Annotated in this window: 22 protein-coding genes; 7 read left to right on the top strand and 15 right to left on the bottom strand. The window is 70.4% G+C overall.

Annotated features, from left to right (window positions below; all coding sequences use genetic code 11):
* Nucleotides 1-52: 52 nt before the first annotated feature.
* Nucleotides 53-1,531, bottom strand: a complete 1,479-nt coding sequence (locus G3I56_RS25695; protein WP_164412830.1) for an anthranilate synthase component I — start codon at nucleotides 1,529-1,531, stop codon at nucleotides 53-55.
* An 11-nt stretch (nucleotides 1,532-1,542) separates the two neighbouring features.
* Nucleotides 1,543-1,968, bottom strand: a complete 426-nt coding sequence (gene hisI / locus G3I56_RS25690; protein ID WP_164412828.1) for a phosphoribosyl-AMP cyclohydrolase — start codon at nucleotides 1,966-1,968, stop codon at nucleotides 1,543-1,545.
* An 82-nt stretch (nucleotides 1,969-2,050) separates the two neighbouring features.
* Between hisI and G3I56_RS25685 the strand changes: the two genes are divergently transcribed.
* The gene (locus tag G3I56_RS25685; protein ID WP_164412826.1) at nucleotides 2,051-2,686 is read left to right on the top strand and encodes a TIGR03085 family metal-binding protein; all 636 of its coding nucleotides are present in this window, start codon (nucleotides 2,051-2,053) and stop codon (nucleotides 2,684-2,686) included.
* A gap of 101 nt (nucleotides 2,687-2,787) precedes the next feature.
* On the opposite strand, the gene hisF is transcribed toward G3I56_RS25685, so the two are convergent.
* From hisF to hisD, 8 genes are read right to left on the bottom strand one after another with little or no spacing between them, the layout of a single operon-like run.
* On the bottom strand, nucleotides 2,788-3,543 hold the full coding sequence (gene hisF, locus G3I56_RS25680) for an imidazole glycerol phosphate synthase subunit HisF (RefSeq protein ID WP_164412824.1): 756 nt from the start codon (nucleotides 3,541-3,543) through the stop codon (nucleotides 2,788-2,790).
* Nucleotides 3,540-3,938, bottom strand: a complete 399-nt coding sequence (locus G3I56_RS25675; protein WP_164412822.1) for a RidA family protein — start codon at nucleotides 3,936-3,938, stop codon at nucleotides 3,540-3,542. Before G3I56_RS25675 ends, hisF begins: the two co-directional genes overlap by 4 nt.
* The gene (gene priA / locus G3I56_RS25670; protein ID WP_164412820.1) at nucleotides 3,935-4,675 is read right to left on the bottom strand and encodes a bifunctional 1-(5-phosphoribosyl)-5-((5-phosphoribosylamino)methylideneamino)imidazole-4-carboxamide isomerase/phosphoribosylanthranilate isomerase PriA; all 741 of its coding nucleotides are present in this window, start codon (nucleotides 4,673-4,675) and stop codon (nucleotides 3,935-3,937) included. The genes G3I56_RS25675 and priA overlap by 4 nt, the downstream gene beginning before the upstream one ends.
* Nucleotides 4,675-5,328 (bottom strand): imidazole glycerol phosphate synthase subunit HisH, encoded by a 654-nt coding sequence (hisH, locus tag G3I56_RS25665; protein ID WP_164412939.1) that lies wholly within the window; start codon nucleotides 5,326-5,328, stop codon nucleotides 4,675-4,677. Before hisH ends, priA begins: the two co-directional genes overlap by 1 nt.
* Nucleotides 5,319-5,483, bottom strand: coding sequence for a hypothetical protein (locus G3I56_RS43305; protein ID WP_203690639.1), 165 nt, complete (start codon nucleotides 5,481-5,483; stop codon nucleotides 5,319-5,321). Before G3I56_RS43305 ends, hisH begins: the two co-directional genes overlap by 10 nt.
* A gap of 3 nt (nucleotides 5,484-5,486) precedes the next feature.
* Complete coding sequence (gene hisB / locus G3I56_RS25660) at nucleotides 5,487-6,080, bottom strand: imidazoleglycerol-phosphate dehydratase HisB (RefSeq protein ID WP_164412818.1); 594 nt, start codon at nucleotides 6,078-6,080, stop codon at nucleotides 5,487-5,489.
* The gene (locus tag G3I56_RS25655; protein WP_164412816.1) at nucleotides 6,077-7,189 is read right to left on the bottom strand and encodes a histidinol-phosphate transaminase; all 1,113 of its coding nucleotides are present in this window, start codon (nucleotides 7,187-7,189) and stop codon (nucleotides 6,077-6,079) included. The genes hisB and G3I56_RS25655 overlap by 4 nt, the downstream gene beginning before the upstream one ends.
* Nucleotides 7,186-8,508, bottom strand: coding sequence for a histidinol dehydrogenase (gene hisD / locus G3I56_RS25650; protein WP_164412814.1), 1,323 nt, complete (start codon nucleotides 8,506-8,508; stop codon nucleotides 7,186-7,188). Before hisD ends, G3I56_RS25655 begins: the two co-directional genes overlap by 4 nt.
* 195 nt (nucleotides 8,509-8,703) lie before the next feature.
* Between hisD and G3I56_RS25645 the strand changes: the two genes are divergently transcribed.
* From G3I56_RS25645 to ybaK, 4 genes are all read left to right on the top strand, one after another.
* Nucleotides 8,704-10,302, top strand: a complete 1,599-nt coding sequence (locus tag G3I56_RS25645; RefSeq protein ID WP_164412812.1) for an oxidoreductase — start codon at nucleotides 8,704-8,706, stop codon at nucleotides 10,300-10,302.
* Nucleotides 10,303-10,400: 98 nt separating this feature from the next.
* Nucleotides 10,401-11,483, top strand: a complete 1,083-nt coding sequence (locus G3I56_RS25640; protein ID WP_164412937.1) for a hypothetical protein — start codon at nucleotides 10,401-10,403, stop codon at nucleotides 11,481-11,483.
* Nucleotides 11,484-11,494: 11 nt separating this feature from the next.
* A complete protein-coding gene (locus tag G3I56_RS25635) occupies nucleotides 11,495-12,235 on the top strand; it encodes an LON peptidase substrate-binding domain-containing protein (RefSeq protein WP_164412810.1) in 741 nt (246 codons plus the stop codon).
* An 18-nt stretch (nucleotides 12,236-12,253) separates the two neighbouring features.
* Nucleotides 12,254-12,751 carry a Cys-tRNA(Pro) deacylase gene (gene ybaK, locus G3I56_RS25630; protein ID WP_164412808.1) on the top strand — a complete coding sequence of 166 codons (498 nt, stop codon included), beginning with the start codon at nucleotides 12,254-12,256 and terminating at the stop codon, nucleotides 12,749-12,751.
* Between the two features lie 188 nt (nucleotides 12,752-12,939).
* Here ybaK and G3I56_RS25625 read toward each other — a convergent pair whose 3' ends face one another.
* The 4 genes from G3I56_RS25625 to G3I56_RS25610 form a co-directional block, all read right to left on the bottom strand.
* Nucleotides 12,940-13,668, bottom strand: coding sequence for a hypothetical protein (locus G3I56_RS25625; RefSeq protein WP_164412806.1), 729 nt, complete (start codon nucleotides 13,666-13,668; stop codon nucleotides 12,940-12,942).
* A gap of 34 nt (nucleotides 13,669-13,702) precedes the next feature.
* Entirely contained in the window at nucleotides 13,703-14,530 is an 828-nt protein-coding gene (locus G3I56_RS25620; RefSeq protein ID WP_164412804.1) for an ABC transporter permease, read from the bottom strand.
* A gap of 121 nt (nucleotides 14,531-14,651) precedes the next feature.
* Complete coding sequence (locus tag G3I56_RS25615; protein ID WP_164412935.1) at nucleotides 14,652-15,623, bottom strand: ABC transporter ATP-binding protein; 972 nt, start codon at nucleotides 15,621-15,623, stop codon at nucleotides 14,652-14,654.
* Nucleotides 15,624-15,740: 117 nt separating this feature from the next.
* On the bottom strand, nucleotides 15,741-16,961 hold the full coding sequence (locus G3I56_RS25610) for an NYN domain-containing protein (RefSeq protein WP_164412802.1): 1,221 nt from the start codon (nucleotides 16,959-16,961) through the stop codon (nucleotides 15,741-15,743).
* 250 nt (nucleotides 16,962-17,211) lie between these two features.
* Between G3I56_RS25610 and G3I56_RS43300 the strand changes: the two genes are divergently transcribed.
* Nucleotides 17,212-17,385 (top strand): hypothetical protein, encoded by a 174-nt coding sequence (locus tag G3I56_RS43300; protein ID WP_203690633.1) that lies wholly within the window; start codon nucleotides 17,212-17,214, stop codon nucleotides 17,383-17,385.
* Nucleotides 17,386-17,498: 113 nt separating this feature from the next.
* On the opposite strand, the gene dnaE is transcribed toward G3I56_RS43300, so the two are convergent.
* Nucleotides 17,499-21,032, bottom strand: a complete 3,534-nt coding sequence (dnaE, locus tag G3I56_RS25605; RefSeq protein WP_164412800.1) for a DNA polymerase III subunit alpha — start codon at nucleotides 21,030-21,032, stop codon at nucleotides 17,499-17,501.
* A gap of 236 nt (nucleotides 21,033-21,268) precedes the next feature.
* Between dnaE and G3I56_RS25600 the strand changes: the two genes are divergently transcribed.
* A complete protein-coding gene (locus G3I56_RS25600; protein WP_164412799.1) occupies nucleotides 21,269-22,594 on the top strand; it encodes a DUF2252 domain-containing protein in 1,326 nt (441 codons plus the stop codon).
* The last annotated feature ends 47 nt before the right edge of the window (nucleotides 22,595-22,641 follow it).

The raw sequence follows: 22,641 nt of genomic DNA, 5'->3' as shown, positions 1-22,641 counted from the left end.
CGAACCGTCACCCGGGGCTCACGTGAGAAGCGCCCCATTCGTGGGAAACGCCCTACTGTCCGAGGCGGTTCGCGGTGTGGACGGCGCGCAGGACCGCCGCCGCCTTGTTGCGGCACTCGTTGTCCTCGGCGACCGGGTCGGAGTCGGCGACGACGCCGGCGCCCGCCTGGACGTACGCCGTGCCGTCGCGCAGGAGGGCCGTGCGGATGGCGATGGCGGTGTCGGAGTCGCCCGCGAAGTCGAGATAGCCGACGGCACCGCCGTACAACCCCCGCCTGGACGGCTCCAGTTCGTCGATGATCTGCATCGCGCGCGGCTTGGGCGCTCCGGAGAGCGTGCCGGCCGGGAAGCAGGCCGTCAGGACGTCGAAGGCGGTGCGGCCGGGCGCCACGCGGCCGGTGACGGTCGAGACGATGTGCATGACGTGCGAGTACCGCTCGACGGACATGAAGTCGACGACCTCGACGGAGCCGGGCTCGCAGACCCGGCCGAGGTCGTTGCGCCCGAGGTCGACGAGCATGAGGTGCTCGGCGCGCTCCTTGGGGTCGGCCAGCAGTTCCTCGGCGAGGGCCTGGTCCTCCTGCGGGGTCGCCCCGCGGTGCCGGGTGCCCGCGATGGGGTGGACCATGGCGCGCCCGTCCTCGACCTTGACGAGGGCCTCGGGGGACGATCCGACGACGTCGAACCCGTCGAAGCGGAACAGGTACATGTACGGGGACGGGTTGGTGGCGCGCAGCACCCGGTAGACGTCCAGCGCGCTTGCCGTGCACGGTGTTTCGAAGCGCTGGGAGGGGACCACCTGGAAGGCCTCCCCGGCCCGGATGCGCTCCTTGATGTCCTCGACGGCCACCTGGTAGTCGGGGCCGCCCCACAGGGCCGTGTACTCGGGGAGTTCGGAGGGCGGCAGCACGGCGGGCGGCTGGGAGACCGCCCGCGAGAGGTCGGCCTGCATGGCGTCCAGGCGGGCCACCGCGTCGGCATGGGCCTCGTCGACGCCCGTGTCGAGGTCGTTGTCGTTGATCGCGTTGGCGATCAGCAGGACCGAGCCCTCCCAGTGGTCCATGACGGCCAGGTCGCTGGTGAGCAGCATGGTCAGCTCGGGCAGCGCGAGGTCGTCGCGCTCACCGGGGCCGATCTTCTCCAGGCGGCGCACGATGTCGTACCCGAGGTAGCCGACCATGCCGCCGGTGAAGGGCGGCAGGCCCTCCTGGTGCGGGGTGTGGAGGGTCTCGATGGTGGCGCGCAGGGCGGCGAGCGGGTCCCCGTCCGTGGGCACGCCGACGGGCGGGGTGCCGAGCCAGTGGGCCTCGCCGTCGCGGGCCGTGAGGGTGGCACCGGAGCGGACGCCGACGAAGGAGTAGCGGGACCAGGACCGACCGTTCTCGGCGGACTCCAGCAGGAAGGTGCCGGGGCGCTCGGCGGCGAGCTTGCGGTAGAGCGCGACCGGGGTGTCGCCGTCGGCGAGGAGCTTGCGGGTGACGGGGATGACGCGCCGGTCGGTGGCCAGCTTGCGGAAGGTCTCGAGGTCCATGGCGGCTGACCTTACTGACCTTGGGGGAGTACGCCGGAATCGGCGTCCTCGAACGACACGTCGAGCAGGATGTCGGCGTCGAAGCAGTTCCGCGCGCCGGTGTGGCAGGCGGCGCCCACCTGGTCGACCTTGACGAGCACGGTGTCGGCGTCGCAGTCGAGGGCGACGGACTTCACGTGCTGGAAGTGTCCGGAGGTGTCGCCCTTGACCCAGTACTCCTGACGGCTGCGCGACCAGTAGGTGCAGCGGCCGGTGGTCAGGGTGCGGTGCAGCGCCTCGTCGTCCATCCAGCCGAGCATGAGCACCTCACCGGTGTCGTACTGCTGGGCGACGGCGGGGACGAGCCCGTCGGGGCCTCGCTTGAGGCGGGCGGCGATCTCCGGGGCCAGGGGGCTGGGGCCGCCGGTCCTGCTGGGCGGGGGCGTGCTGCTGGTCATGGGGCCATTGTGCCGCGCCCCACTGACACTCCCCCCGGATGTCCATTGGGCGGACCGTGGGGACAGTCGTACGCTTGCTGGCATGTCTACCTACGCGAAGCGTGAACGACTTCTTCTCGCCGACCTGTTGGAGACCGAGGGTCCCGACGCGCCGACCCTGTGCGAGGGCTGGCAGACCCGTGATCTCGCCGCTCACGTGGTGGTGCGCGAGCGCCGCCCGGACGCCGCCGGCGGACTGCTGATCAAGCAGCTCGGCCCCCGTCTCGATCGGGTGATGGCGGAGTTCGCCGACAAGCCGTACGAGGAGCTGATCCAGCTGATCCGTACCGGCCCGCCGCGTTTCTCGCCGTTCTCACTGAAGCAGGTGGACGAGGCCTCGAACACTGTCGAGTTCTACGTCCACACGGAGGACGTCCGCCGGGCGCGGCCCGACTGGACGCCCCGCGAGCTGGACCCGGTCTTCCAGGACGCCCTGTGGTCCCGACTGGAGCGCACTGCCCGTCTGACGGGCCGGGGCGCGGCGACGGGCCTGGTGCTGCGCCGCCCGGACGGCCAGACGGCGGTCGCCCACCGTGGCACCCCGGTGGTCACGGTGACCGGCGAGCCCTCCGAGCTGCTGCTGTTCGTGTACGGCCGCCAGGAGGTCGCCGACGTGGAGCTGGAGGGCGACAAGGACGCGATCGCCAAGCTGCACGAGTCGAAGCAACTGGGCATCTAGGTCGGGGGCGCCCCGCGCCCCCGACAGGGGCGCGGGGCTTTATTTGAATTGCGGCTCCGCCGCGGGGCGCGACCAGCCCCCACCGACCCGCAGCCAAACACTCAGCGAACCGGATGTCCCGCCGCGCGCAGCGCCCCCTTCACCTGCCCGATCCGAAGATCCCCGAAGTGGAAGACGGAGGCGGCCAGGACGGCGTCCGCGCCCGCCGCGACAGCGGGCGGGAAGTCGGCGAGCCGCCCCGCTCCCCCGCTGGCGATCAGCGGCACGCGCACATGCTTGCGTACGGCCTCGATCATCTCGATGTCGTAGCCGTCCTTGGTGCCGTCCGCGTCCATCGAGTTGAGCAGGATCTCGCCGGCGCCCAGTTCGGCGGCCTGGTGCGCCCACTCGACCGCGTCGATACCGGTGCCGCGACGGCCGCCGTGGGTGGTGACCTCGAAGGACCCGGCCTCGGTGCGGCGGGCGTCCACGGACAGCACCAGCACCTGGCGGCCGAACCGCTCGGCGATCTCGCGGATCAGCTCCGGACGCGCGATGGCGGCCGTGTTGACGCCCACCTTGTCGGCGCCGGCGCGCAGCAGCTTGTCGACGTCCTCGGCCGCGCGCACCCCGCCGCCCACGGTCAGCGGGATGAACACCTGCTCGGCGGTGCGGCGCACCACGTCGTAGGTGGTCTCGCGGTTGCCCGAGGAGGCGGTGATGTCCAGGAACGTCAGTTCGTCGGCGCCCTCGGCGTCGTACACCTTGGCCATCTCGACGGGGTCGCCCGCGTCGCGGAGGTTCTGGAAGTTGACGCCCTTGACGACCCGGCCGTTGTCCACGTCCAGGCAGGGGATGACTCGTACGGCAAGGGTCATGCTGCGGACACTCCTCGGAACGCCTCCACCTCGACCTCGACGACCAGGCTGGGGTCCACGAGGCCGGCGACGATGATCATGGATGCGGCGGGCCGGACGGAGTCGAACAGCTCCTTGTGAGCGCGTCCGACGTCGTCCACGTCCCGCGCGTGGGTGATGTACATGCGCGTGCGCACCACGTCGTCGCGGCCGAGCCCCAGCTGCTCCAGCGCCGCGAAGGCGACGTTGAAGGCGTTGATCGCCTGCTCGTAGGGACCGCCGCCGGCGATCTCGCCGTCCACGATCGAGGTGCAGCCGGAGACCAGCACCAGGCCGTTCGGCAGCTCCACCGCGCGGGAGTACCCGAAGGTGTCCTCCCAGGGCGCACCGGTCGTGACACGCCGTACGTCGCTCACTTGGCCACCGCCTCCAAGGCCTCTTCCAGGGTGAAAGCCTTCGCGTACAGGGCCTTCCCGACGATGGAGCCCTCGACACCGAGGGGTACCAGCTCGGCGATGGCCCGCAGGTCGTCCAGGGAGGACACGCCGCCGGAGGCCACGACCGGGCGGTCGGTCGCCGCGCAGACGTTCCTGAGCAGCTCCAGGTTCGGGCCCTGGAGCGTGCCGTCCTTGGCGATGTCGGTCACGACATACCGCGCGCAGCCCTCGGAGTTGAGGCGCTCCAGCGTCTCGTAGAGGTCGCCGCCGTCCCGGGTCCAGCCGCGTCCGCGGAGGGTGGTTCCGCGCACGTCCAGACCGACCGCGATCTTGTCGCCGTGCTCGGCGATGACCTTGGCGACCCACTCCGGGGTCTCCAGGGCGGCCGTGCCGAGATTCACCCGGGTGCAGCCGGTGGCGAGGGCCGCGGCCAGCGTGTCGTCGTCCCGGATGCCGCCGGACAGCTCCACCTTGATGTCCATCGCGCCGGCGACCTCGGCGATCAGCTCGCGGTTGTCACCGGTGCCGAAGGCCGCGTCCAGGTCGACCAGGTGCAGCCACTCGGCACCCGAGCGCTGCCAGGCGAGGGCTGCCTCCAGGGGGGAGCCGTACGAGGTCTCCGTACCTGACTCGCCGTGCACGAGGCGGACGGCCTGGCCGTCGCGGACGTCCACGGCGGGGAGGAGTTCGAGCTTCGCGGAAGAGATCGAGGGCATCAGAGGGTTCCGATCCAGTTGTTCAGCAGCTGCGCTCCGGCGTCGCCGGACTTCTCGGGGTGGAACTGGGTGGCCCACAGTGCGCCGTTCTCGACGGCCGCCACAAAGGGCTCGCCGTGCGTCGACCAGGTGACCTTGGGGGCGCGCATCAACGGGTTGACGGTCTCCAGGGACCAGTCGTGGACGGCGTACGAGTGGACGAAGTAGAAGCGCGCGTCGGCGTCCAGGCCCGCGAAGAGCTGGGAGTCGGCCGGGGCCTCGACGGTGTTCCAGCCCATGTGGGGCACGATGTCGGCCTGGAGCGGCTCGACGGAGCCGGGCCACTCGTCGAGGCCCTCGGTCTCGACACCGTGCTCGATACCGCGCGCGAAGAGGATCTGCATGCCCACGCAGATGCCCAGCACGGGACGCCCGCCGGACAGCCTGCGCCCGACGATCCAGTCGCCGCGCGCCTCCTTGAGGCCCTGCATACAGGCGGCGAAGGCGCCGACGCCCGGCACCAGCAGCCCGTCCGCGTTCATGGCCGTGTCGAAGTCACGCGTTATCTCGACGTCGGCGCCCGCGTGCGCGAGGGCACGTTCGGCGGACCGCACGTTCCCGAAGCCGTAGTCGAAGACGACGACCTTCTTGGATGCTGTTGCGCTCAATTCCAGACCTCCAGCCTCATGACACCGGCGACCAGACACATCGCGGCGCCGATCGAGAGCAGCACGATGAGGCTCATCGGCATCTTCTGCTTGACGAAGGAGTAGATCCCGCCGAGCAGGAAGAGTCCGACGACGATCAGGATGGTGGAGAGGCCGCTCATGGCTTACAGGGCGCCCTTCGTGGAGGGGAGGATGCCCGCCGCGCGCGGGTCGCGCTCGGAGGCGTACCGCAGCGCCCGTGCGAGGGCCTTGAACTGGCACTCCACGATGTGGTGCGCGTTGCGCCCGTAGGGCACGTGCACGTGCAGGGCGATCTGGGCCTGGGCGACGAAGGACTCCAGGATGTGCCGGGTCATCGTGGTGTCGTACTCGCCGATCATCGGCGCCATCTTCTCGGGCTCGGTGTGCACGAGGTAGGGGCGGCCACTGAGGTCGACCGTCACCTGGGCGAGGGACTCGTCCAGGGGGACCGTGCAGTTGCCGAAGCGGTAGATGCCCACCTTGTCGCCGAGCGCCTGCTTGAAGGCGGCGCCGAGGGCGAGGGCGCTGTCCTCGATGGTGTGGTGCGAGTCGATGTGCAGGTCGCCCTCGGTCTTCACGGTCAGGTCGAACAGACCGTGCCGGCCGAGCTGGTCGAGCATGTGGTCGTAGAAGCCGACGCCTGTCGACACATCGACCTTGCCGGTGCCGTCGAGATCGATCTCGACGAGGACCGACGTCTCCTTGGTGGTGCGCTCCACGCGTCCGACGCGGCTCATGACTTGCCCTGCTCTTTCTTCAGTTCACGTACCGCGTCCAGGAACGCGTCGTTTTCGGCGGGAGTTCCGGCGGTGACCCGCAGCCATCCGGGGACGCCGTTGTCCCGGACCAGGACGCCCTGGTCGAGGATCTGCTGCCAGGCGACGTGGGAGTCTTCGAAGGTGCCGAACTGTACGAAGTTGGCGTCGGACTCGGTGACATCGAACCCGATGGCGCGCAGTTCGGCGACCAGCCGGTCCCGCTCGGCCTTCAGCTGCTCGACGTACTTGAGCAGCGTGTCGGTGTGTTCCAGGGCTGCCAGCGCGGTCGCCTGCGCCACGGCCGACAGGTGGTAGGGCAGTCGTACGAGCTGTACGGCGTCGACGACGGCCGGGTGCGCGGCGAGATAGCCGAGGCGCAGGCCCGCCGCACCGAACGCCTTCGACATGGTCCGGGAGACGACGAGATTCGGCCGTCCTTCGATCAGCGGCAGCAGTGAGTCGCCGTGGCTGAACTCGACGTACGCCTCGTCGACCACCACCATCGACGGCCTGGCAGCCTGCGCGGCCTCGTACAGCGCGAGGACGGTCTCGCGCGGGACCGCGTTACCGGTGGGGTTGTTGGGGGTGGTGATGAACACGACGTCGGGCCGGTGCTCGGCGATGGCCTTCTCGGCCGCCGCGAGATCGATGGTGAAGTCGTCGTTGCGGGGGCCGGAGATCCACCCGGTGCCCGTCCCGCGCGCGATGAGCCCGTGCATCGAGTACGACGGCTCGAAGCCGATCGCGGTACGGCCTGGCCCGCCGAAGGTCTGGAGCAGCTGCTGGATGACCTCGTTGGAACCGTTGGCGGCCCAGACGTTGGCGAGGCCGACCTCGTGGCCCGAGGTGTCCGTCAGGTACCTGGCGAGCTGTGTTCGCAGCTCCACGGCGTCCCGGTCGGGGTAGCGGTTGAGGTTCCGGGCCGCCTCGCGCACCCGCTCGGCGATCCGCTCGACGAGCGCGTCGGGCAGCGGGTAGGGGTTCTCGTTGGTGTTCAGCCGTACGGGGACGTCCAGTTGGGGCGCGCCGTACGGCGACTTGCCGCGCAGTTCGTCCCGTACGGGGAGATCGTCGATTCCGAAGCTCACTTGCCGGGCACCTTCCAACCGAACCTTGCCTTGATCGCCGCGCCGTGCGCGGGCAGGTCCTCCGCCTCCGCCAGCGTCACCACGTGGTGCGCCACGTCGGCGAGGGCGTCGCGCGTGTAGTCCACGATGTGGATGCCGCGCAGGAAGGACTGGACGGACAGACCCGAGGAGTGGCAGGCGCAGCCGCCGGTGGGGAGCACGTGGTTGGAGCCGGCCGCGTAGTCGCCCAGTGAGACGGGCGCCCAGGGGCCGACGAAGATCGCACCCGCGTTCCTGACCCGGTCGGCGACGGCCGCCGCGTCCGCCGTCTGGATCTCCAGGTGCTCGGCGCCGTACGCGTCGGCGACCCGCAGGCCCTCGTCGATGCCGTCGACCAGCACGATCGCGGACTGACGGCCGGCGAGCGCCGGGACGATCCGGTCCTCGATGTGCTTGGTGGCCGCGACCTGCGGCTCCAGCTCCTTCTCCACCGCGTCCGCGAGCGCCACGGAGTCGGTGACCAGGACGGCGGCGGCCAGCGGGTCGTGCTCGGCCTGGCTGATCAGGTCGGCGGCGACGTGTGCCGGGTCGGCGGTGTCGTCGGCGAGGATCGCGATCTCGGTGGGACCGGCCTCGGTGTCGATGCCGATCTTCCCCGCGAAGTACCGCTTGGCGGCGGCGACCCAGATGTTGCCGGGGCCCATGACCATGTTCGTGGGGGCGCAGGACTCGGTGCCGTACGCGAACATCGCGACGGCGGTCGCACCACCGGCCGCGTACACCTCGTCGACGCCGAGCAGCGCGCAGGCGGCGAGGATCGTCGGGTGGGGCAGACCGCCGAACTCCGCCTGCGCCGGGGAGGCGAGGGCGATCGACTCGACGCCCGCTTCCTGCGCGGGAACCACGTTCATGACCACGGTCGACGGATACACGGACCGCCCACCGGGCGCGTACAGCCCGACCCGGTCGACCGGCACCCACTTCTCGGTGACCGAGCCGCCGGGCGCGACCTGGGTCGTGTGAGTCGTACGGCGCTGCTCGCGGTGGACGAGACGGGCGCGGCGGATGGACTCCTCCAGGGCCGCGCGGACGGCCGGGTCGAGCTGCTCCAGCGCGTCGGAGAGGGCCTGCGCCGGCACGCGTACGGATTCCAGTCGGACTCCGTCGAACTTCTCGGCGAAGTCGATCAGTGCCGCGTCGCCCCGATGATGCACGGCCTCACAGATCGGACGCACCTTCTCCAGGGCGGCCGAGACGTCGAAGTCGGCGCGGGGCAGCAGGTCGCGCAGGGCGGGTCCCTCAGGGAGGGCGTCGCCGCGCAGATCGATTCGAGAGATCACGCGGTCAATTCTCTCAGACGGGGATCGGGCGCCGTTCGCGCGTATCAGTGGCTGATACAGAGCGTTGCGAACCCCCGCACGGGAACTTGGAAGATCACCTTCCCGTCTTGAGTTCAGAGAGTTACTGAGCGGGCAGAACGGTTGTACGAAACCCGCTGGTAGTGCTTGTTGACGCGGGGAGGAGTAGGAAAAGTCGTGACAGAGGGTGCCGGCATCCGCACGGGGGGCTCGGCGAACACGGGGGAACCACCGGACGATCTGAGCGCTGCCGAGCTCGGCATGTGGCTGGCCTTCCGCAATGGCAGCGTGTACGACCTGAGCAGCGGCGACAGCGTCGTCGACGATCCGCACGGCGGCCATCCGTGGGGTGCCGAGCGCACCGTACGGGCCCGCATCGTGTGCTGGCTGCTCCTGGACGGCCCGCCGGCGCTCGCCGGGCGCGTGGCGTCCCTCAAGCTCACCGGCGTGCAGATCAACGGCACGCTGGATCTGGCGGGCGGCACGGTCGTGCCGTACGTCGAGCTGAAGAGCTGCCGGTTCGAGAAGGAGATCCTCCTGCCGGAGGCCCACTTCACGACCGTACGGCTGGTGAACTGCTCGGTGCCGCGGCTGGAGGCGGCCCGGGTGCACACCGAGGGCGATCTGCACCTCCCCCGCTGCCGCTTCCACAACGGCGCACGGCTCACCGACGCGCAGATCGGTACGGACCTGCTGCTCAACCAGGCGATCGTCTACCGGGACCGGCGCGGGCGCTCGATCGTCGCGGACGGCATGAGCGTCGGCCAGGACCTCCAGGCCGAGATGCTGGAGTCGCACGGCGAGCTGAGCCTGCGCGGGGCGACGATCGGCGTGTCGCTGAGCCTGCGCGGCAGCCGGCTCGCCAACCCCTACGGGAGGCTCGCGCTCAACGCGCCCCAGCTGACCGTGGGGCGCACGCTGTATCTGACCCCCGCGGGCGTCTGGAACCCCATCCTGACCAGCGGCACGACCCCCGCGCGCGGGACGCGCATCCAGCGCTTCGAGTGCGAGGGCGGGATCCGGCTGGACGACGGCCGGTTCGGCGACGCCGTCGATCTCGAACGCGCCCGTCTCGTCTTCACCGACGACCAGCAGTTGTCGCTGCTCCGGGTACAGACGCCCGAGCTGCGCTTCCTCGGAGAGCGGCCGGAGCGCGGCAAGGTGGTGCTGTCGGGCGCCAAGGTCGTCAACCTCGTGGACCGGGCGGACAGCTGGCCGGGACCGGGCAACCTGCACATGGGCGGCTTCACGTACGAGAACCTCGTACCGCAGGGGCCGTTCCCGCCGGTGGAGCGGCTGGCGTGGGTGGCGGCGGCGACCGCCGAGTACAGCCCGGAGCCGTACGAGCGGCTGGCCACCGTCCTGCGCAACAGCGGCGAGGACGAGGACGCGCGCGAGGTGCTGCTCGCCAAGCAGCGCCGTCGCCGCGAGACCCTGCCGCCGGCGGCGAAGCTGTGGGGGTACGTGCAGGACTGGACGGTCGCCTACGGGTACCGGCCCGGCCGGGCCGCCGTGTGGATGGCGGTGCTGTGGGCGGCGACCTCGGTGGCGTTCGCGCACGCGAGCCATCCGCCGCTGAAGAGCGGGGAGCACCCGCCGTGGAACCCCTCCCTCTTCGCCCTCGACCTGCTTCTCCCGGTGATCGACCTGGGTCAGGTCGGCTTCTGGCAGCTGCGCGGCGGCTGGCAGTGGCTGTCCGCGGCGATCATCATGCTGGGCTGGGTGCTGGCGACGACGGTGGCGGCGGGGGCGACCCGGCTGTTGCGCAGAAACTGAACAGGGCTCATTTTTCTTCACCATCCCCTCACCTCGGACCGTACAACTAAAAACGGGGTGCGCGTTTGCTCTGGCGCGACTCCGACCTGCGCCTTTCAATGGTCGACACCATGGCTTCGCTGCGTGCGTTCCTCCGTGCCACCAGGATGGAACGGAACTTTCCGCCGTCTCCACGCCTCGCCACCGCCGGACTGCCCGCCGACGACGAGGTACTGCTCGACGCGCCCGACGCCCGCCTCGGTCCCGTACTCGTCGCGGCGGGCCGGGGCGAGTACGGACCGGCGGCCGGACTGCTGGCCGCCACCGGCGCCGCGGCCGAGTGGGAGAACCGCGACCGGTACGTGATCCGGCTGGCCGCGTTCGCGCACTCCCGCGCCGAGTGGTTCACGTCCTGGCGCGCCGCCGCCCCGGACGACCCGGGCGTAGTGCTGGTCGGCGCCGAACTGGCGGTGACCCGCGCCTGGGCCTCCCCGGCCCGCGCCGAGCTCCTCCACCAGACCGGCCCACTGGTCGAGGCCGCCGCGGCGGGCGACCCGCGCGACCCGGTGCCCTGGCGCATCGCGCTGGACCGGGCCCGGGGCAGCGGCGCGGCCCACGGCGAGTTCGAGAGGCTGTGGGGCGAGGCCGTACGCCGCTCCCCGCACCACTACGGCTGCCATGTGGCGGCGCTCCAGTACCTGTCCACGGGCCCCTTCCGGTCCTCGGGCGGATCCGGCTCGCACCGCGAGTGCTTCGACTTCGCCGAGCGGGCAGCGCAGGACGCCCCGCCCGGTTCACTCGTCCGGGCGCTGCCCCTGCACGCCGCCTTCGCCTGTCTGGCCGAGGGCCATGACGACGGCAGAACGGTGGTGGACCGGGCCCGCCTGGACGCGGCGGCGGACGCCGCCGTCGCCCTGTCGGCGGCGCAGCCGGCGGCAGAACCCTGGCCGGCCGAGCTGCGCAACCTGCTGACCTACGTCCTGGTGGGACTCGACCGCTGGCAGGACGCCCTCCTCCAACTGCGCCTTACCGGCCCGTACGCGGCGTCCTTCCCCTGGGACAGGTTCTCGGACGACCCCCTCGGCGGGTTCCTCGAAGCACGCGAGGAGGTCCGCCGGAACGCGCCCGCCGCCCGCTGCGCGGCCTGCGCCGGTCATCCCCGGAATGGGCACGGCGGACGCACACACTCCGGCGACCACTAGGCTTTCCCGTTGTGACCATTGTTCGGCTGCCCCTCTTTCCGCTGAACTCGGTGCTGTTCCCGGGACTCGTCCTCCCGCTGAACATCTTCGAGGAGCGATATCGCGCCATGATGCGCGAACTCCTGAAGACCCCCGAGGACGAACCACGCCGGTTCGCCGTCGTGACGATCCGCGACGGCCACGAGGTGGCGCCCAGCGCACAGGGCCTGCCCGACCAGGCCGCGGTGCCCGAACCAGGGCCCACGGCGGGCTTCGGCGACGACCTGCTCAAGGCGTTCCACTCCGTGGGCTGCGTGGCGGACGCGGCGACGATCAGGGAACGTGCGGACGGCACGTTCGAGGTCCTGGCCACCGGTACGACCCGGGTACGACTGGTGTCGGTGGAGGCCTCGGGCCCGTTCCTGACGGCGGAACTGGAGGAGCTGGAGGAGTCCGCCGGTGACGGGGCCGGCGCGCTGGCAGAAGGCGTCCTGAGGGCCTTCCGCCAGTATCAGAAGCGCCTGGCGGGCGCGCGGGAACGCTCCCTGTCGACGGGCGCCGACCTTCCCGACGAGCCGTCGGTGGTGTCGTATCTGGTGGCGGCGGCGATGATGCTGGACACCCCGTCCAAGCAGCGCCTGCTCCAGGCCCCGGACACGTCGTCGCGCCTCCGCGAGGAACTGAAGCTCCTGCGCACGGAGACGGCGATCATCCGCAACCTCCCGTCGCTGCCGGCGTCGGAACTGACGCGCGCCCCGACAAGTCTCAACTGACAGGGAGCAGGACTCGGGATGGCGAAGAAGAAGCCGCAGCAGTCGGGCGGAACCCCTGCGACGGTGGCGCTGACGGCTGCGGGCGTCACGTACACGGTGCACGCGTACGAGCACGACCCCGCGCATCCCTCGTACGGCGAGGAGGCAGCCGAGGCGATGGGGGTGTCGCCGGAGCGCGTCTTCAAGACCCTGGTGGCGGACGTGGACGGAGTACTGACTGTCGCGGTGGTCCCGGTGGCGGGCCAACTGGACCTGAAGGCGCTGGCGACGGCGGTGTCGGGCAAACGGGCGTCGATGGCGGACCCGACGCTCGCGGAACGCACGACGGGCTATGTCAGGGGCGGCATCTCCCCCCTGGGCCAGCGCAAGAAGCTCCGGACGGTCCTGGACGCGTCGGCGGACGCATACGCCACGATCTGCGTCTCGGCGGGCCGCCGGGGCCTGGAGGTCGAACTGTCCCCCGGGGACCTCGCGAGCCTGACCGAGGCGGTAAGGGCCCCGATCGCCCGCGCGTGACCTCTCGACGGGGCCGCCGGCACAGGCGGTGCCCTTCAGCCCTGACCCGCACCACCCAGCCCGTCTGGGGGCCCCCTCTGGGGGAGTTTGAGGACGAGCGCCTTCAGCGCGACAAGGGGGGTCCGGGGGCGCAGCCCCCAGGTACAGGATGAGACGGGTAGGGGCGGCAGGGGCGAAGAAACCGCAGGTCAGACCGGAGGCACCGGCCCATAGACCTCGGGCTCCGGATCCCTGGGCCCGAACAACCCCGTCAACCCCAGATGCACCACCAGCGCCGCCACGGACCACACCAGCAACGCCCCCTTCGCCCCCAACTTCAGCGGCGCCGAGAACGCGACCCCCTTACCCACGTCCTTCGCGTGCGCGAGCACATCCTGGGTGGGCCCCAGCCACACCCCCAGCCGCCACGCCAGCACCGACCCGAGCAGCCCCCCGACCGTCAGCGCGACCACCAGCGGCACACCCCCGCGCCGCCGCACCAGGAACGCCGCCAGCGCACTCACCGTCCCCAGGGCCAACGCCAGCAGAGTGAACGTTCCGTCGACCCCCATCGCCTGCTCGCCCTCGCTGTCCTTGACGTACACGATCCACCGGTTCTCGACGATGTCACCGACCAGCGGCACACTCGGCGCCAGCCACCACCACAACAGCCCGAGCAGCACCCCACCGAGCGCCAGAGCCACCGTGACGACGGCGGCCTCCCGCAGCTCGGTCTTCATTCCGGGGCCGTCCTGGCTGTACGCCGGTGCGAACCCGCTTCCCCCCGACGGATCCGGCCAGAACTGCCGGGACCGGCCGTCCGGGGCCTGCTGGAGCGAGGGCTGCTGCTGCAGCGGCTGCGGGGACCGCGAGGCCTCGTCACGGTCGTGGGAGGGCTCTTGATGCGGCGGCGGAGGCGGAGTCAGCGGTGCGGTCACCCTGACATCGTGCCAGGCCCGTCTGTGCGGCGCGTCACCGGACGGCCGCCCGACGGTACGCCCAGGTCGCGACGGCCAGCGAGACCACTCCGACCCCCGCGCACACGGCGAGGTCACCGAACACGAAGGCCCAGTCGGGGTCCGACCCGAAGGTCCGGGCGAAGGCCTCGACGCCGTACGTGGAAGGCAGCAGATCCCGCGCGAACCGCACCACCCCCGGCATCCGGTCCGCCGGCAGCACCCCCAGCAGCAGCGCCGCCGACATACCCAACTGCCCGAGCAGCGTGGCCAGTTCCGGCCGGGGCGCGAGCAGGCCGAACGCGGCACCGAGCCCGGCGAGCGCGGCCCCCGCGAGCGGGATCACGAGGGCGAGCACCCACAGATGCGTCAGCGGCAGCCCGTACAGCAGGCACCCGAACACCGCCGTGACGACGGTCCCCGGCACCGTGAAGGAGGCGTACGCGCCCGCCGCTCCCAGCACCACGGCCGCGGGCGGTACCGGCAGCGTCGCGTAGTGGTCGAGTCCACCACTGGCCCGCAGCTGCCCGAAGTACTGGGCGAGCAGATTCAGCGCGACAAAGGCCACGACCAGCACCGAGGCCCCGGCCACCACGGCGCGCGCCTCGCCGTCCCCGTCCACGACCCCCCGCATCAGGATCATGATCCCGACGGACTGGAAGGTCGCCACGAACAGCAGCGGAATCCGCGCGACCCGGGCCCGGGACAGCTGCGCCCGGTACACCGCGACGAGCGCGGGCCACAGCCGCGCACGCGGCCCGAGCTCGGCCGTCGCGCGGCGCGCGGGCGTCTCCTCCATGGCCAGGGCGCTGCCCGGCAGCACCTCGGCGGGTACGACACTCACGTCGAGCTGCTCCTCTTCGTCCCGGTCACGACAGCCGCCCTCTCCCCCACCAGCGCCCGCACACCCACCCGTACGGATCCGAAGCCCCCCGCGCTCACACCGGTCATACCTGCCGGGCCGCTCACGCCTTCACCAGCCCCTGCGCGTTCCCGCCGAGCGCCAGGTACACGTCCTCCAGGCTCGGCGTGGCCAGGGTGAAATCGTCCAGCGCCGTGAAGGCGGCCCCGCCGGTGACGGTGGCGACAGCCGCGCGGGCCTCCTCGGGAGCCAGCCGCAAGGTCCATCTGCGCCCGGACTCGACGGCCCGGTCCCGCAGCGCGGCGACCTCGGGGACGTGCAGCGGCGCCGCCTCCCGCCAGACCAGATCGACGCGAACCTCACCGGCCACCTGCTCCTTCAGCCCGGCCGGGGTGTCGCACGCGATCACCCGCCCCCGGTCGAGAACAGCCACCCGGTCGAGAACCGTCTCGGCCTCGATCACGTTGTGCGTCACCAGCAGCACCGTCGTACCACGCTCGGCGCGCCGCCGGTCGACCGCCGACCACACCGCCCGCCGCGCCACCGGATCCATCCCGGTCGTCGGCTCGTCGAGGACGAGCAGCGGCCGTTCCCCGACAAGTACGGTGGCGAAGCACGCGAGCCGCCGTTGCCCGCCGGACAGCTTGCGGATGGGCCGCGCGGCCAAAGTCGTGAGGCCCAGTTCGTCCAGGACCGCGTCCCGTTCCGCCCGCGCCTGCCGTACCTCCAGGCCGCGCAGTCGCGCGGTGGTCTCGACGGCGAGCGAGACGGTCAGTTCGTCGAGGGCGCTGGACTCCTGCCCGAGGTAGGCGAGGATGCGCGCCGCCCGCTCCGGGTGGCGCACGACGTCGTGGCCCAGGATCTCGACGCTGCCCCGGTCGGGGCGCATCAGGCCGGTGATCTGCCGGACGAGGCTCGACTTGCCGGCGCCGTTCGGCCCGAGCAGGCCGAAGATCTCACCGCGCCGGACGTCCAGGTCGACGGCGTCGGTGGCCTGCACCTCGGGTGTTCCGGGGGCGCCGCGTCGGCCGCGTACCGCCCGATACGTCTTGGTGAGATCGCGCACCGCGCACACGACGTCGTCACCGTGTCGGGCTGCGTGTGCCGTGCGCGTACTCACGAAGGCGAGAGTACGGGGTGCCCGACTCCGCCTGAAATCCAACCCCCGCCACGCCCTTCCACGCGGGGCGGCTCACTCCCCGGCGGGCGCGTGTTCCGCGGTCGTACGGACGTCGATCTCGCGCCAGAAACCGGCCCTGATCGCGTACCGGTCGTGCTCGTCGATCTGGTCGTCCTTGTGGGCGAGCAGGCCGAAGCGGGCGGCGTAACGCAGCAGTTCGCCGTCGATGCGGTGCGGGATGCGGGGGTACATCGTGGACAGTTTCTGCACCTGGGCGGGTTCCGGGAGGCGTTCCATCCAGCGGCGCGAGAACACCTGTCCGACCTCGTACGGATCACCGCCGACCGTGGTGATGTCCTCCTCGCGGTCGGCCCAGCGCTGCTCGGCGGAGGTGAGCTGGGCGAGCGTCGGCATGGCGGCGATCTCGGGGGGCTCGGCGGCCACGCCCGGCCGGTCGACCCAGCCCTTGTCGGAGGACCAGCGCAGGGTCGCGTTGGCGGGATGCTGGGCGGGCTGGGCTCCGGGGGCCCGCAGCGCGGCCAGGTCCTTGGGGGTCGGTACGCCCTTGGCGGTGGGTACGCGCTCCTGCTCACCGTCCTGCTCGGCGGGCGCCGCCGAGTGCTCCTGCTGCTCGCCGGTGTCCCGCCCGGCCGCCTGCGCGTGCGCCGACTCGGGCAGCGGCGCGGACAGGATCGCGGCGATCTCGGGGCGGGGGGCCGGCTGCGGCGCGCAGACCCCGCCGAGGTCCTTGGCCCGTACGGCCTTGGTGATCCACACACGGTCGAGGACGCGCCGCTCGTCGGCCTCGGCAACCAGGTCCTCGGACTGGTTGTAGTCACCGTCGGCGGCCTGCACGGCCCACAGGTGTACGGCGACTCCGTGCTCCTTGGCCGCCATCATGCCCGGCAGCAGATCGCCGTCGCCGGTGACGAGGACGATGTCGGAGCAGGCGCGGTTGCGGGCCAGCTCGGTCAACTCGGCGTGCATGGCGGCGTCGACGCCCTTCTGGGCCCACCGTCCGTCGCTGCGGGTCAGGGCGCCGAGCCGGACGGTGACCCTGGGCATCACGCGGAGTCTGCGGTGCTCGGGCTGGGGCACCCGGTCGGGGGCGCCGTCGAACCAGTAGATACGCAGCAGCGGCCGTTCGGTGTCCGATTCGGCGCGTTCTCGCAGGCCCTGGATGAGGGCGGGGTGGTCGACGGTGATGCGGGAGCGCGAGGGCTCTCCGGCGAGAAGACTCGCGGCGGCCCCCAGCAGATACCCGGCGTCCACCAGGACGATGCAGCGGTCCACGCGATCCACCCTCTTTCCGGGAGGTTTGCTTCGGGCTTGCTTCGAGTCTGCCCGACCGCGCGGGGGTTAACGGCCCGAACTCGATCTTCGGCGTGGCGTTCCCCGGGTCGGCCGGGAGTCCCACCGCACGACTCGACCCTATTACGCACGGCATTACGCACGGTAATTCTCCGACATGCGCGCTTTGTCAGGTCATGTGAATCTGATTCCGGTCTCTGGCCCCCAGATCACCTTCAGGAGGAAGATCACCATGGCCAAGAACAAGAAGCAGAGTCGCCCGCACGAACAGGCGTCGCAGGCCGAGCGCGGTACCGAGCAGGCGAAGTCCTCCTCGATGGAGTCACAGGCCGAGCAGCGCGCCACCCAGGTGACTCCCGGTGACATGGCACGCAAGGGCCGGCAGAAGCGCTTCGGCCACAACTGAGCGCCACTGAACCGCCACTGAGTACGACAGACAGCTGAACAGCGGGCTGTTGAAGCCCGGACACAGTGAGGGGCGCACCCGGAACCGGGTGCGCCCCTCACTGTGTCCGCCGGTCAGCCGGCGAGGCAGGACGGTCCGAGGAGCACCTTCAGGTCGCCGAAGAGTGCCGGGTCGGGCTTCACCCGGTGGCGGTCGAGCCGCAGCACGGTGGTCTTGCTCGGTCCCTGGAGTCTGATGCGGACCTCGCTCTCGCCCTTGTGGTGGCTGAGGATCTCGCCGAGCCTGCTGATCATCGGCGGCGTGACCTTCAGCGCGGGGATCGTGAGGATCACGGGCGCGTTGGTGCCGGCGTTGGACAGGTCGGGGACCTGGAGTTCCATCGCGACCAGCCGGGGTACGTCCTCGCGCTTGTCGAGGCGTCCCTTGACGAAGACGACGGCGTCCTCGACGAGTTGGGTCGACACCAGCTGGTAGGTCGCCGGGAAGAACATGCACTCGATGGAACCGGCGAGGTCCTCGACGGTGGCGATGGCCCAGGCATTGCCCTGCTTGGTCATCTTGCGCTGGAGGCCGGAGATGATGCCGCCGATGGTGACGACCGCGCCGTCCGCGTGCTCGCCTCCGGTGAGCTGGGAGATGCCCGCGTCGGCCTTGTCGGACAGGACGTGCTCCAGGCCGAAGAGCGGGTGGTCGGAGACGTACAGTCCGAGCATCTCCCGCTCCTGGGCGAGCAGATAGGCCTTGTCCCACTCGTCGGTGGTGAACTCGACGTCGAGACCGAAACCGGGCTCGTTGGTCTCCTCGTCGCCGCCGAAGAGGTCGAACTGTCCCTCGGCCTCTTTCCGCTTCACCGCGACCACGTTGTCGATCATCGGCTCGAAGTGCGCGGTGAGGCCCTTGCGGGTGTGCCCCATGCTGTCGAACGCGCCGGCCTTGATCAGCGACTCCGTGGTCCGCTTGTTGCAGACGACGGCCTCGACCTTGTCGAGGTAGTCGGGGAAGGAGCCGTACTTCCCCTTGGCGTTGCGGGACTTGATGATCGACTCGACGACGTTCGTACCGACGTTGCGCACCGCGGAGAGGCCGAAGAGGATCACGTCGTCGCCCTGGGCGGCGAAGTTGGACATCGACTCGTTGACGTTGGGCGGGAGCACCTTGATGCCCATGCGCCGGCACTCGTTCAGATAGATCGCGGACTTGTCCTTGTCGTCCTTGACCGAGGTGAGCAGACCCGCCATGTACTCGGCCGGGTAGTTGGCCTTCAGATAGGCGGTCCAGTAGGACACCAGCCCATAGGCGGCCGAGTGGGCCTTGTTGAAGGCGTATCCGGCGAAGGGGACCAGGACGTCCCAGAGGGCCTTGATCGCCTCGTCGCTGTAGCCGTTCTTCTTGGCGCCGGCCTGGAAGATGGTGAAGTTCTTGGCCAGTTCGTCGGGCTTCTTCTTGCCCATCACGCGGCGCAGGATGTCGGCCTCGCCGAGGGAGTACCCGGCGATGATCTGGGCGGCCTTCTGCACCTGCTCCTGGTAGACGATCAGACCGTAGGTGACCGCGAGGACCTCCTGGAGAGGCTCCTCCAGCTCCTTGTGGATCGGGGTGATCTCCTGGAGCTTGTTCTTGCGCAGCGCGTAGTTGGTGTGCGAGTCCATGCCCATCGGGCCGGGTCGGTAGAGCGCCGAGACGGCGGAGATGTCCTCGAAGTTGTCGGGCTTCATCAGCCGCAGCAGCGAGCGCATGGGGCCGCCGTCGAACTGGAACACCCCGAGGGTGTCGCCGCGCTGGAGCAGTTCGAACGTCGCCGGATCGTCGAGCGGCAGGGCCAGCAGGTCGAGGTCGACGGCCTTGCCGGCCTTCACCATCTTGACGGCGTCGTCCATGATGGTCAGGTTGCGCAGGCCCAGGAAGTCCATCTTCAGCAGGCCGAGCGACTCGCACTGCGGGTAGTCCCACTGTGTGATGGTCACGCCGTCGGTGTGCCGCACCCAGATCGGGGCGTGGTCCACGATGGGCTCGCTGGACATGATGACGCCGGCCGCGTGGACACCCATCTGCCGGACCAGGCCCTCGACGCCCTTGGCGGTGTCGATGACCTTCTTCACGTCGGGCTCGTTCTCGTACATCGCCCGGATCTCGCCGGCCTCGCTGTAGCGCGGGTGCGTGGGGTCGGTGATGCCGTTGAGGTCGATGCCCTTGCCGAGGACGTCGGCGGGCATCGCCTTGGTGAGCCGGTCGCCCATCGCGTACGGGTAACCCAGCACGCGCGCGGAGTCCTTGATGGCGTTCTTCGCCTTGATCTTGCCGTACGTGCCGATCATGGCGACCTTGTCGGCGCCGTACTTCTCCGTCACGTACCGGATCACCTCGACGCGCCGGCGTTCGTCGAAGTCGATGTCGACGTCGGGCATGGAGACGCGCTCGGGGTTGAGGAACCGCTCGAAGATCAGACCGTGCGGGATCGGGTCGAGGTCGGTGATGCCCATGGCGTACGCGACGATCGAACCGGCTGCGGATCCACGGCCGGGGCCGACCGCGATGCCCTGCTTCTTGGCCCACATGATGAAGTCGGCGACGACGAGGAAGTACCCCGGGAACCCCATCTGGATGATGACGTCCATCTCGTACTCCGCCTGCTTCTGGCGGTCGTCGGGGACACCGCCGGGGAAGCGGCGGTTCATGCCGAGCCGGACCTCCTCCTGGAACCAGGTGATCTCGGTGAAGCCGTCCGGGATCTCGAACTTCGGCATGAGGTTCCTGGCCTCGAACATGCCGGAGATGTCGATCTGTTCGGCCACCAGGAGGGTGTTGGCGCAGCCCTCCTGCCAGGCGTCCGAGGAGTCGATGGCGTACATCTCGTCGGTGGACTTCAGGTAGTAGCCGGTGCCGTCGAAGCGGAAGCGGTCGGGGTCGGAGAGGTTCTTGCCGGTCTGGATGCACAGCAGCGCGTCGTGCGCGACCGACTCGTGCGCGTACGTGTAGTGCGAGTCGTTCGTCACCAGGGGCGGGATGCCGAGCTTCTTGCCGATCTCCAGGAGACCGTCGCGGACCCGGCTCTCGATCTCGATGCCGTGGTCCATCAGCTCCAGGAAGTACCGGTCCTTGCCGAAGATGTCCTGGTACTCGGAGGCAGCCTTGAGCGCCTCCTCCTTCTGGCCGAGGCGCAGCCGGGTCTGGAGCTCGCCGGAGGGGCAGCCGGTGGAGGCGATGAGCCCCTCGGACCACTGGGAGATGGTCTCCTTGTCCATGCGCGGCCACTTCTGCAGCCAGCCCTCCGCGTACGCGTCCGAGGACAGCCGGAAGAGGTTGTGCAGGCCCTTCGCGTTGGACGCCCAGATCGTCTTGTGGGTGTAGCCGCCGGAACCGGACACGTCGTCGCGCTTCTGGTGCGGCTGGCCCCACTGGATCTTCCGCTTGTTGCGCCGCGACTCGGGCGCCACGTACGCCTCGATGCCGATGATCGGCGTGACGCCGGCCTTCTTGGCGGTGTGGAAGAAGTCGTACGCGCCATGGAGGTTGCCGTGGTCGGACATGGCGATATGGGTCATGCCCATCTCGTTGCACGCGTCGAACATGTCCTTGAGCCGCGCGGCACCGTCCAGCAGCGAGTACTGGGTGTGGACGTGCAGGTGCGTGAACGGCGGCTTTGACACGGCGTGGCCTCCATGGAAAACACTCGGCGACTGGCTGCGGGCAGTCTGGGGGGACAGCGACGAAGTCTAAGCCTCGGCACTGACAGCGGGAGGCGTCTCCCCCTACGTTCGTGGGCGGGTCGTGGGCACTCCGGCATACCCTCGGACGTTGGAGGGACGACGGAGTCATTCGTCTCCCCGGTCGGCCTGTCCGGCCCCATTCGTCTTGCATCACCTGCACCAGGAGGCACCAAGCGATGTCGGTTCCGCAGCTCAGCGCCGAGCACCGCGGCGAGGAGATCCTCACCGTCTTCGACACCGCGTTCGGCGAGCTCCTGGCCGCCGATCCAGCCGCGTTCCGCGTGAAGTTCCGCAAGATGGCGGCTTCCGCGTTCGCGTTCTACCGGGGTACGGCGTGCCTCTTCTACCACGATCTGGAGGCCGAGAGGCGGGGCGGACCGTACCTGGACGACCGCACCGCGCGCGTGTGGATCCACGGCGACCTGCACGCGGAGAACTTCGGCACGTACATGGACGCCGAGGGCCGGCTGATCTTCAACGTCAACGACTTCGACGAGGCGTACGTCGGGCCCTTCACCTGGGACCTCAAGCGCCTCGCCGCCTCCCTGGCCCTCATCGGGTACGCGAAGGCGCTCGCCGACGACCAGATCACCGACCTCGTGCGGACGTACGCGGGCGCGTACCGCGAGCGCATCCGCGCCCTCGCGACCGGCGCGAAGAGCGACGAGGTGCCACCCTTCACCCTGGACACCGCCGAGGGTCCGCTGCTGGACGCGCTGCGCGACGCGCGTTCGCTGACGCGGTTCGGGCTGCTCGACTCGATGACCGAGATCCGCGACTTCGAGCGCCGCTTCGCGCCGGGCGGCGGCTCCATCGAGCTTGACGCGGCCACGCGTTACAAGGTGCTCGCCGCCTTCGACGGCTATCTGGAGACGCTGCCGGAGTCGTCCCTGACCCGCCCGGACTCGTACCGGGTGAAGGACGTCGTCGGCCGTCGCGGCATCGGCATCGGCTCGGCCGGGCTGCCCTCGTACAACATCCTTCTGGAGGGCGCCACGGACGCCCTGGAGAACGATGTGGTGATCTACATCAAGCAGGCCCAGACCCCGGCCGTCTCCCGGCACATCACCGACCCGGCGATCCGCGGCTACTTCCAGCACGAGGGCCACCGCACGGTGATCTCGCAGCGCGCCCTCCAGGACCACGCCGACCCGTGGCTGGGCTGGACCGAGCTGGACGGCCGCGGTCAGCTGGTCGCCGAGGTGTCGCCGTACGCCGTGGACCTGAACTGGGGTGACATCGACGACCCGGAGGAGATCGCGGCCGTCGTCGCCGACCTGGGCCGGGCGACAGCCACGATGCACGCGGCGGCGGACGACCAGTCCGGCGAGTCCCTGGTGCCCTTCTCCACGGAGCGGGCCATCGACGCGGTCATCGCGGCCGACGAGGCGGGCTTCGCGGACGTCCTGGTGGACTTCGCCCACGAGTACGGCGCACGCGCACGTGCCGACCACCAGACCTTCGTGGACCTGTTCCGCAACGGCCGGATCCCGGGCCTCTAGACACCTCCTCCGACAGTGCACAGGCTCACAGGGAGCTTTTAGGGGCC

Origin of the sequence: Streptomyces sp. SID12488, from assembly GCF_010548275.1 — a bacterium.
Lineage (GTDB): Bacteria > Actinomycetota > Actinomycetes > Streptomycetales > Streptomycetaceae > Streptomyces.
The sequence above is the reverse complement of the archived record's forward strand: the minus strand, read 5'-3'. Positions and strand labels throughout refer to the sequence as shown.

Excerpts from the sequence above, each read along its gene's own strand:
- G3I56_RS25695 (WP_164412830.1), bottom strand. The coding sequence starts at position 1,531 with ATGGACCTCGAGACCTTCCGCAAGCTGGCCACCGACCGGCGCGTCATC.
- hisI (WP_164412828.1), bottom strand. The coding sequence starts at position 1,968 with ATGACCAGCAGCACGCCCCCGCCCAGCAGGACCGGCGGCCCCAGCCCC.
- G3I56_RS25685 (WP_164412826.1), top strand. The coding sequence starts at position 2,051 with ATGTCTACCTACGCGAAGCGTGAACGACTTCTTCTCGCCGACCTGTTG.
- hisF (WP_164412824.1), bottom strand. The coding sequence starts at position 3,543 with ATGACCCTTGCCGTACGAGTCATCCCCTGCCTGGACGTGGACAACGGC.
- priA (WP_164412820.1), bottom strand. The coding sequence starts at position 4,675 with ATGCCCTCGATCTCTTCCGCGAAGCTCGAACTCCTCCCCGCCGTGGAC.
- G3I56_RS43305 (WP_203690639.1), bottom strand. The coding sequence starts at position 5,483 with ATGAGCGGCCTCTCCACCATCCTGATCGTCGTCGGACTCTTCCTGCTC.
- hisB (WP_164412818.1), bottom strand. The coding sequence starts at position 6,080 with ATGAGCCGCGTCGGACGCGTGGAGCGCACCACCAAGGAGACGTCGGTC.
- G3I56_RS25640 (WP_164412937.1), top strand. The coding sequence starts at position 10,401 with ATGGTCGACACCATGGCTTCGCTGCGTGCGTTCCTCCGTGCCACCAGG.
- ybaK (WP_164412808.1), top strand. The coding sequence starts at position 12,254 with ATGGCGAAGAAGAAGCCGCAGCAGTCGGGCGGAACCCCTGCGACGGTG.
- G3I56_RS43300 (WP_203690633.1), top strand. The coding sequence starts at position 17,212 with ATGGCCAAGAACAAGAAGCAGAGTCGCCCGCACGAACAGGCGTCGCAG.
- G3I56_RS25600 (WP_164412799.1), top strand. The coding sequence starts at position 21,269 with ATGTCGGTTCCGCAGCTCAGCGCCGAGCACCGCGGCGAGGAGATCCTC.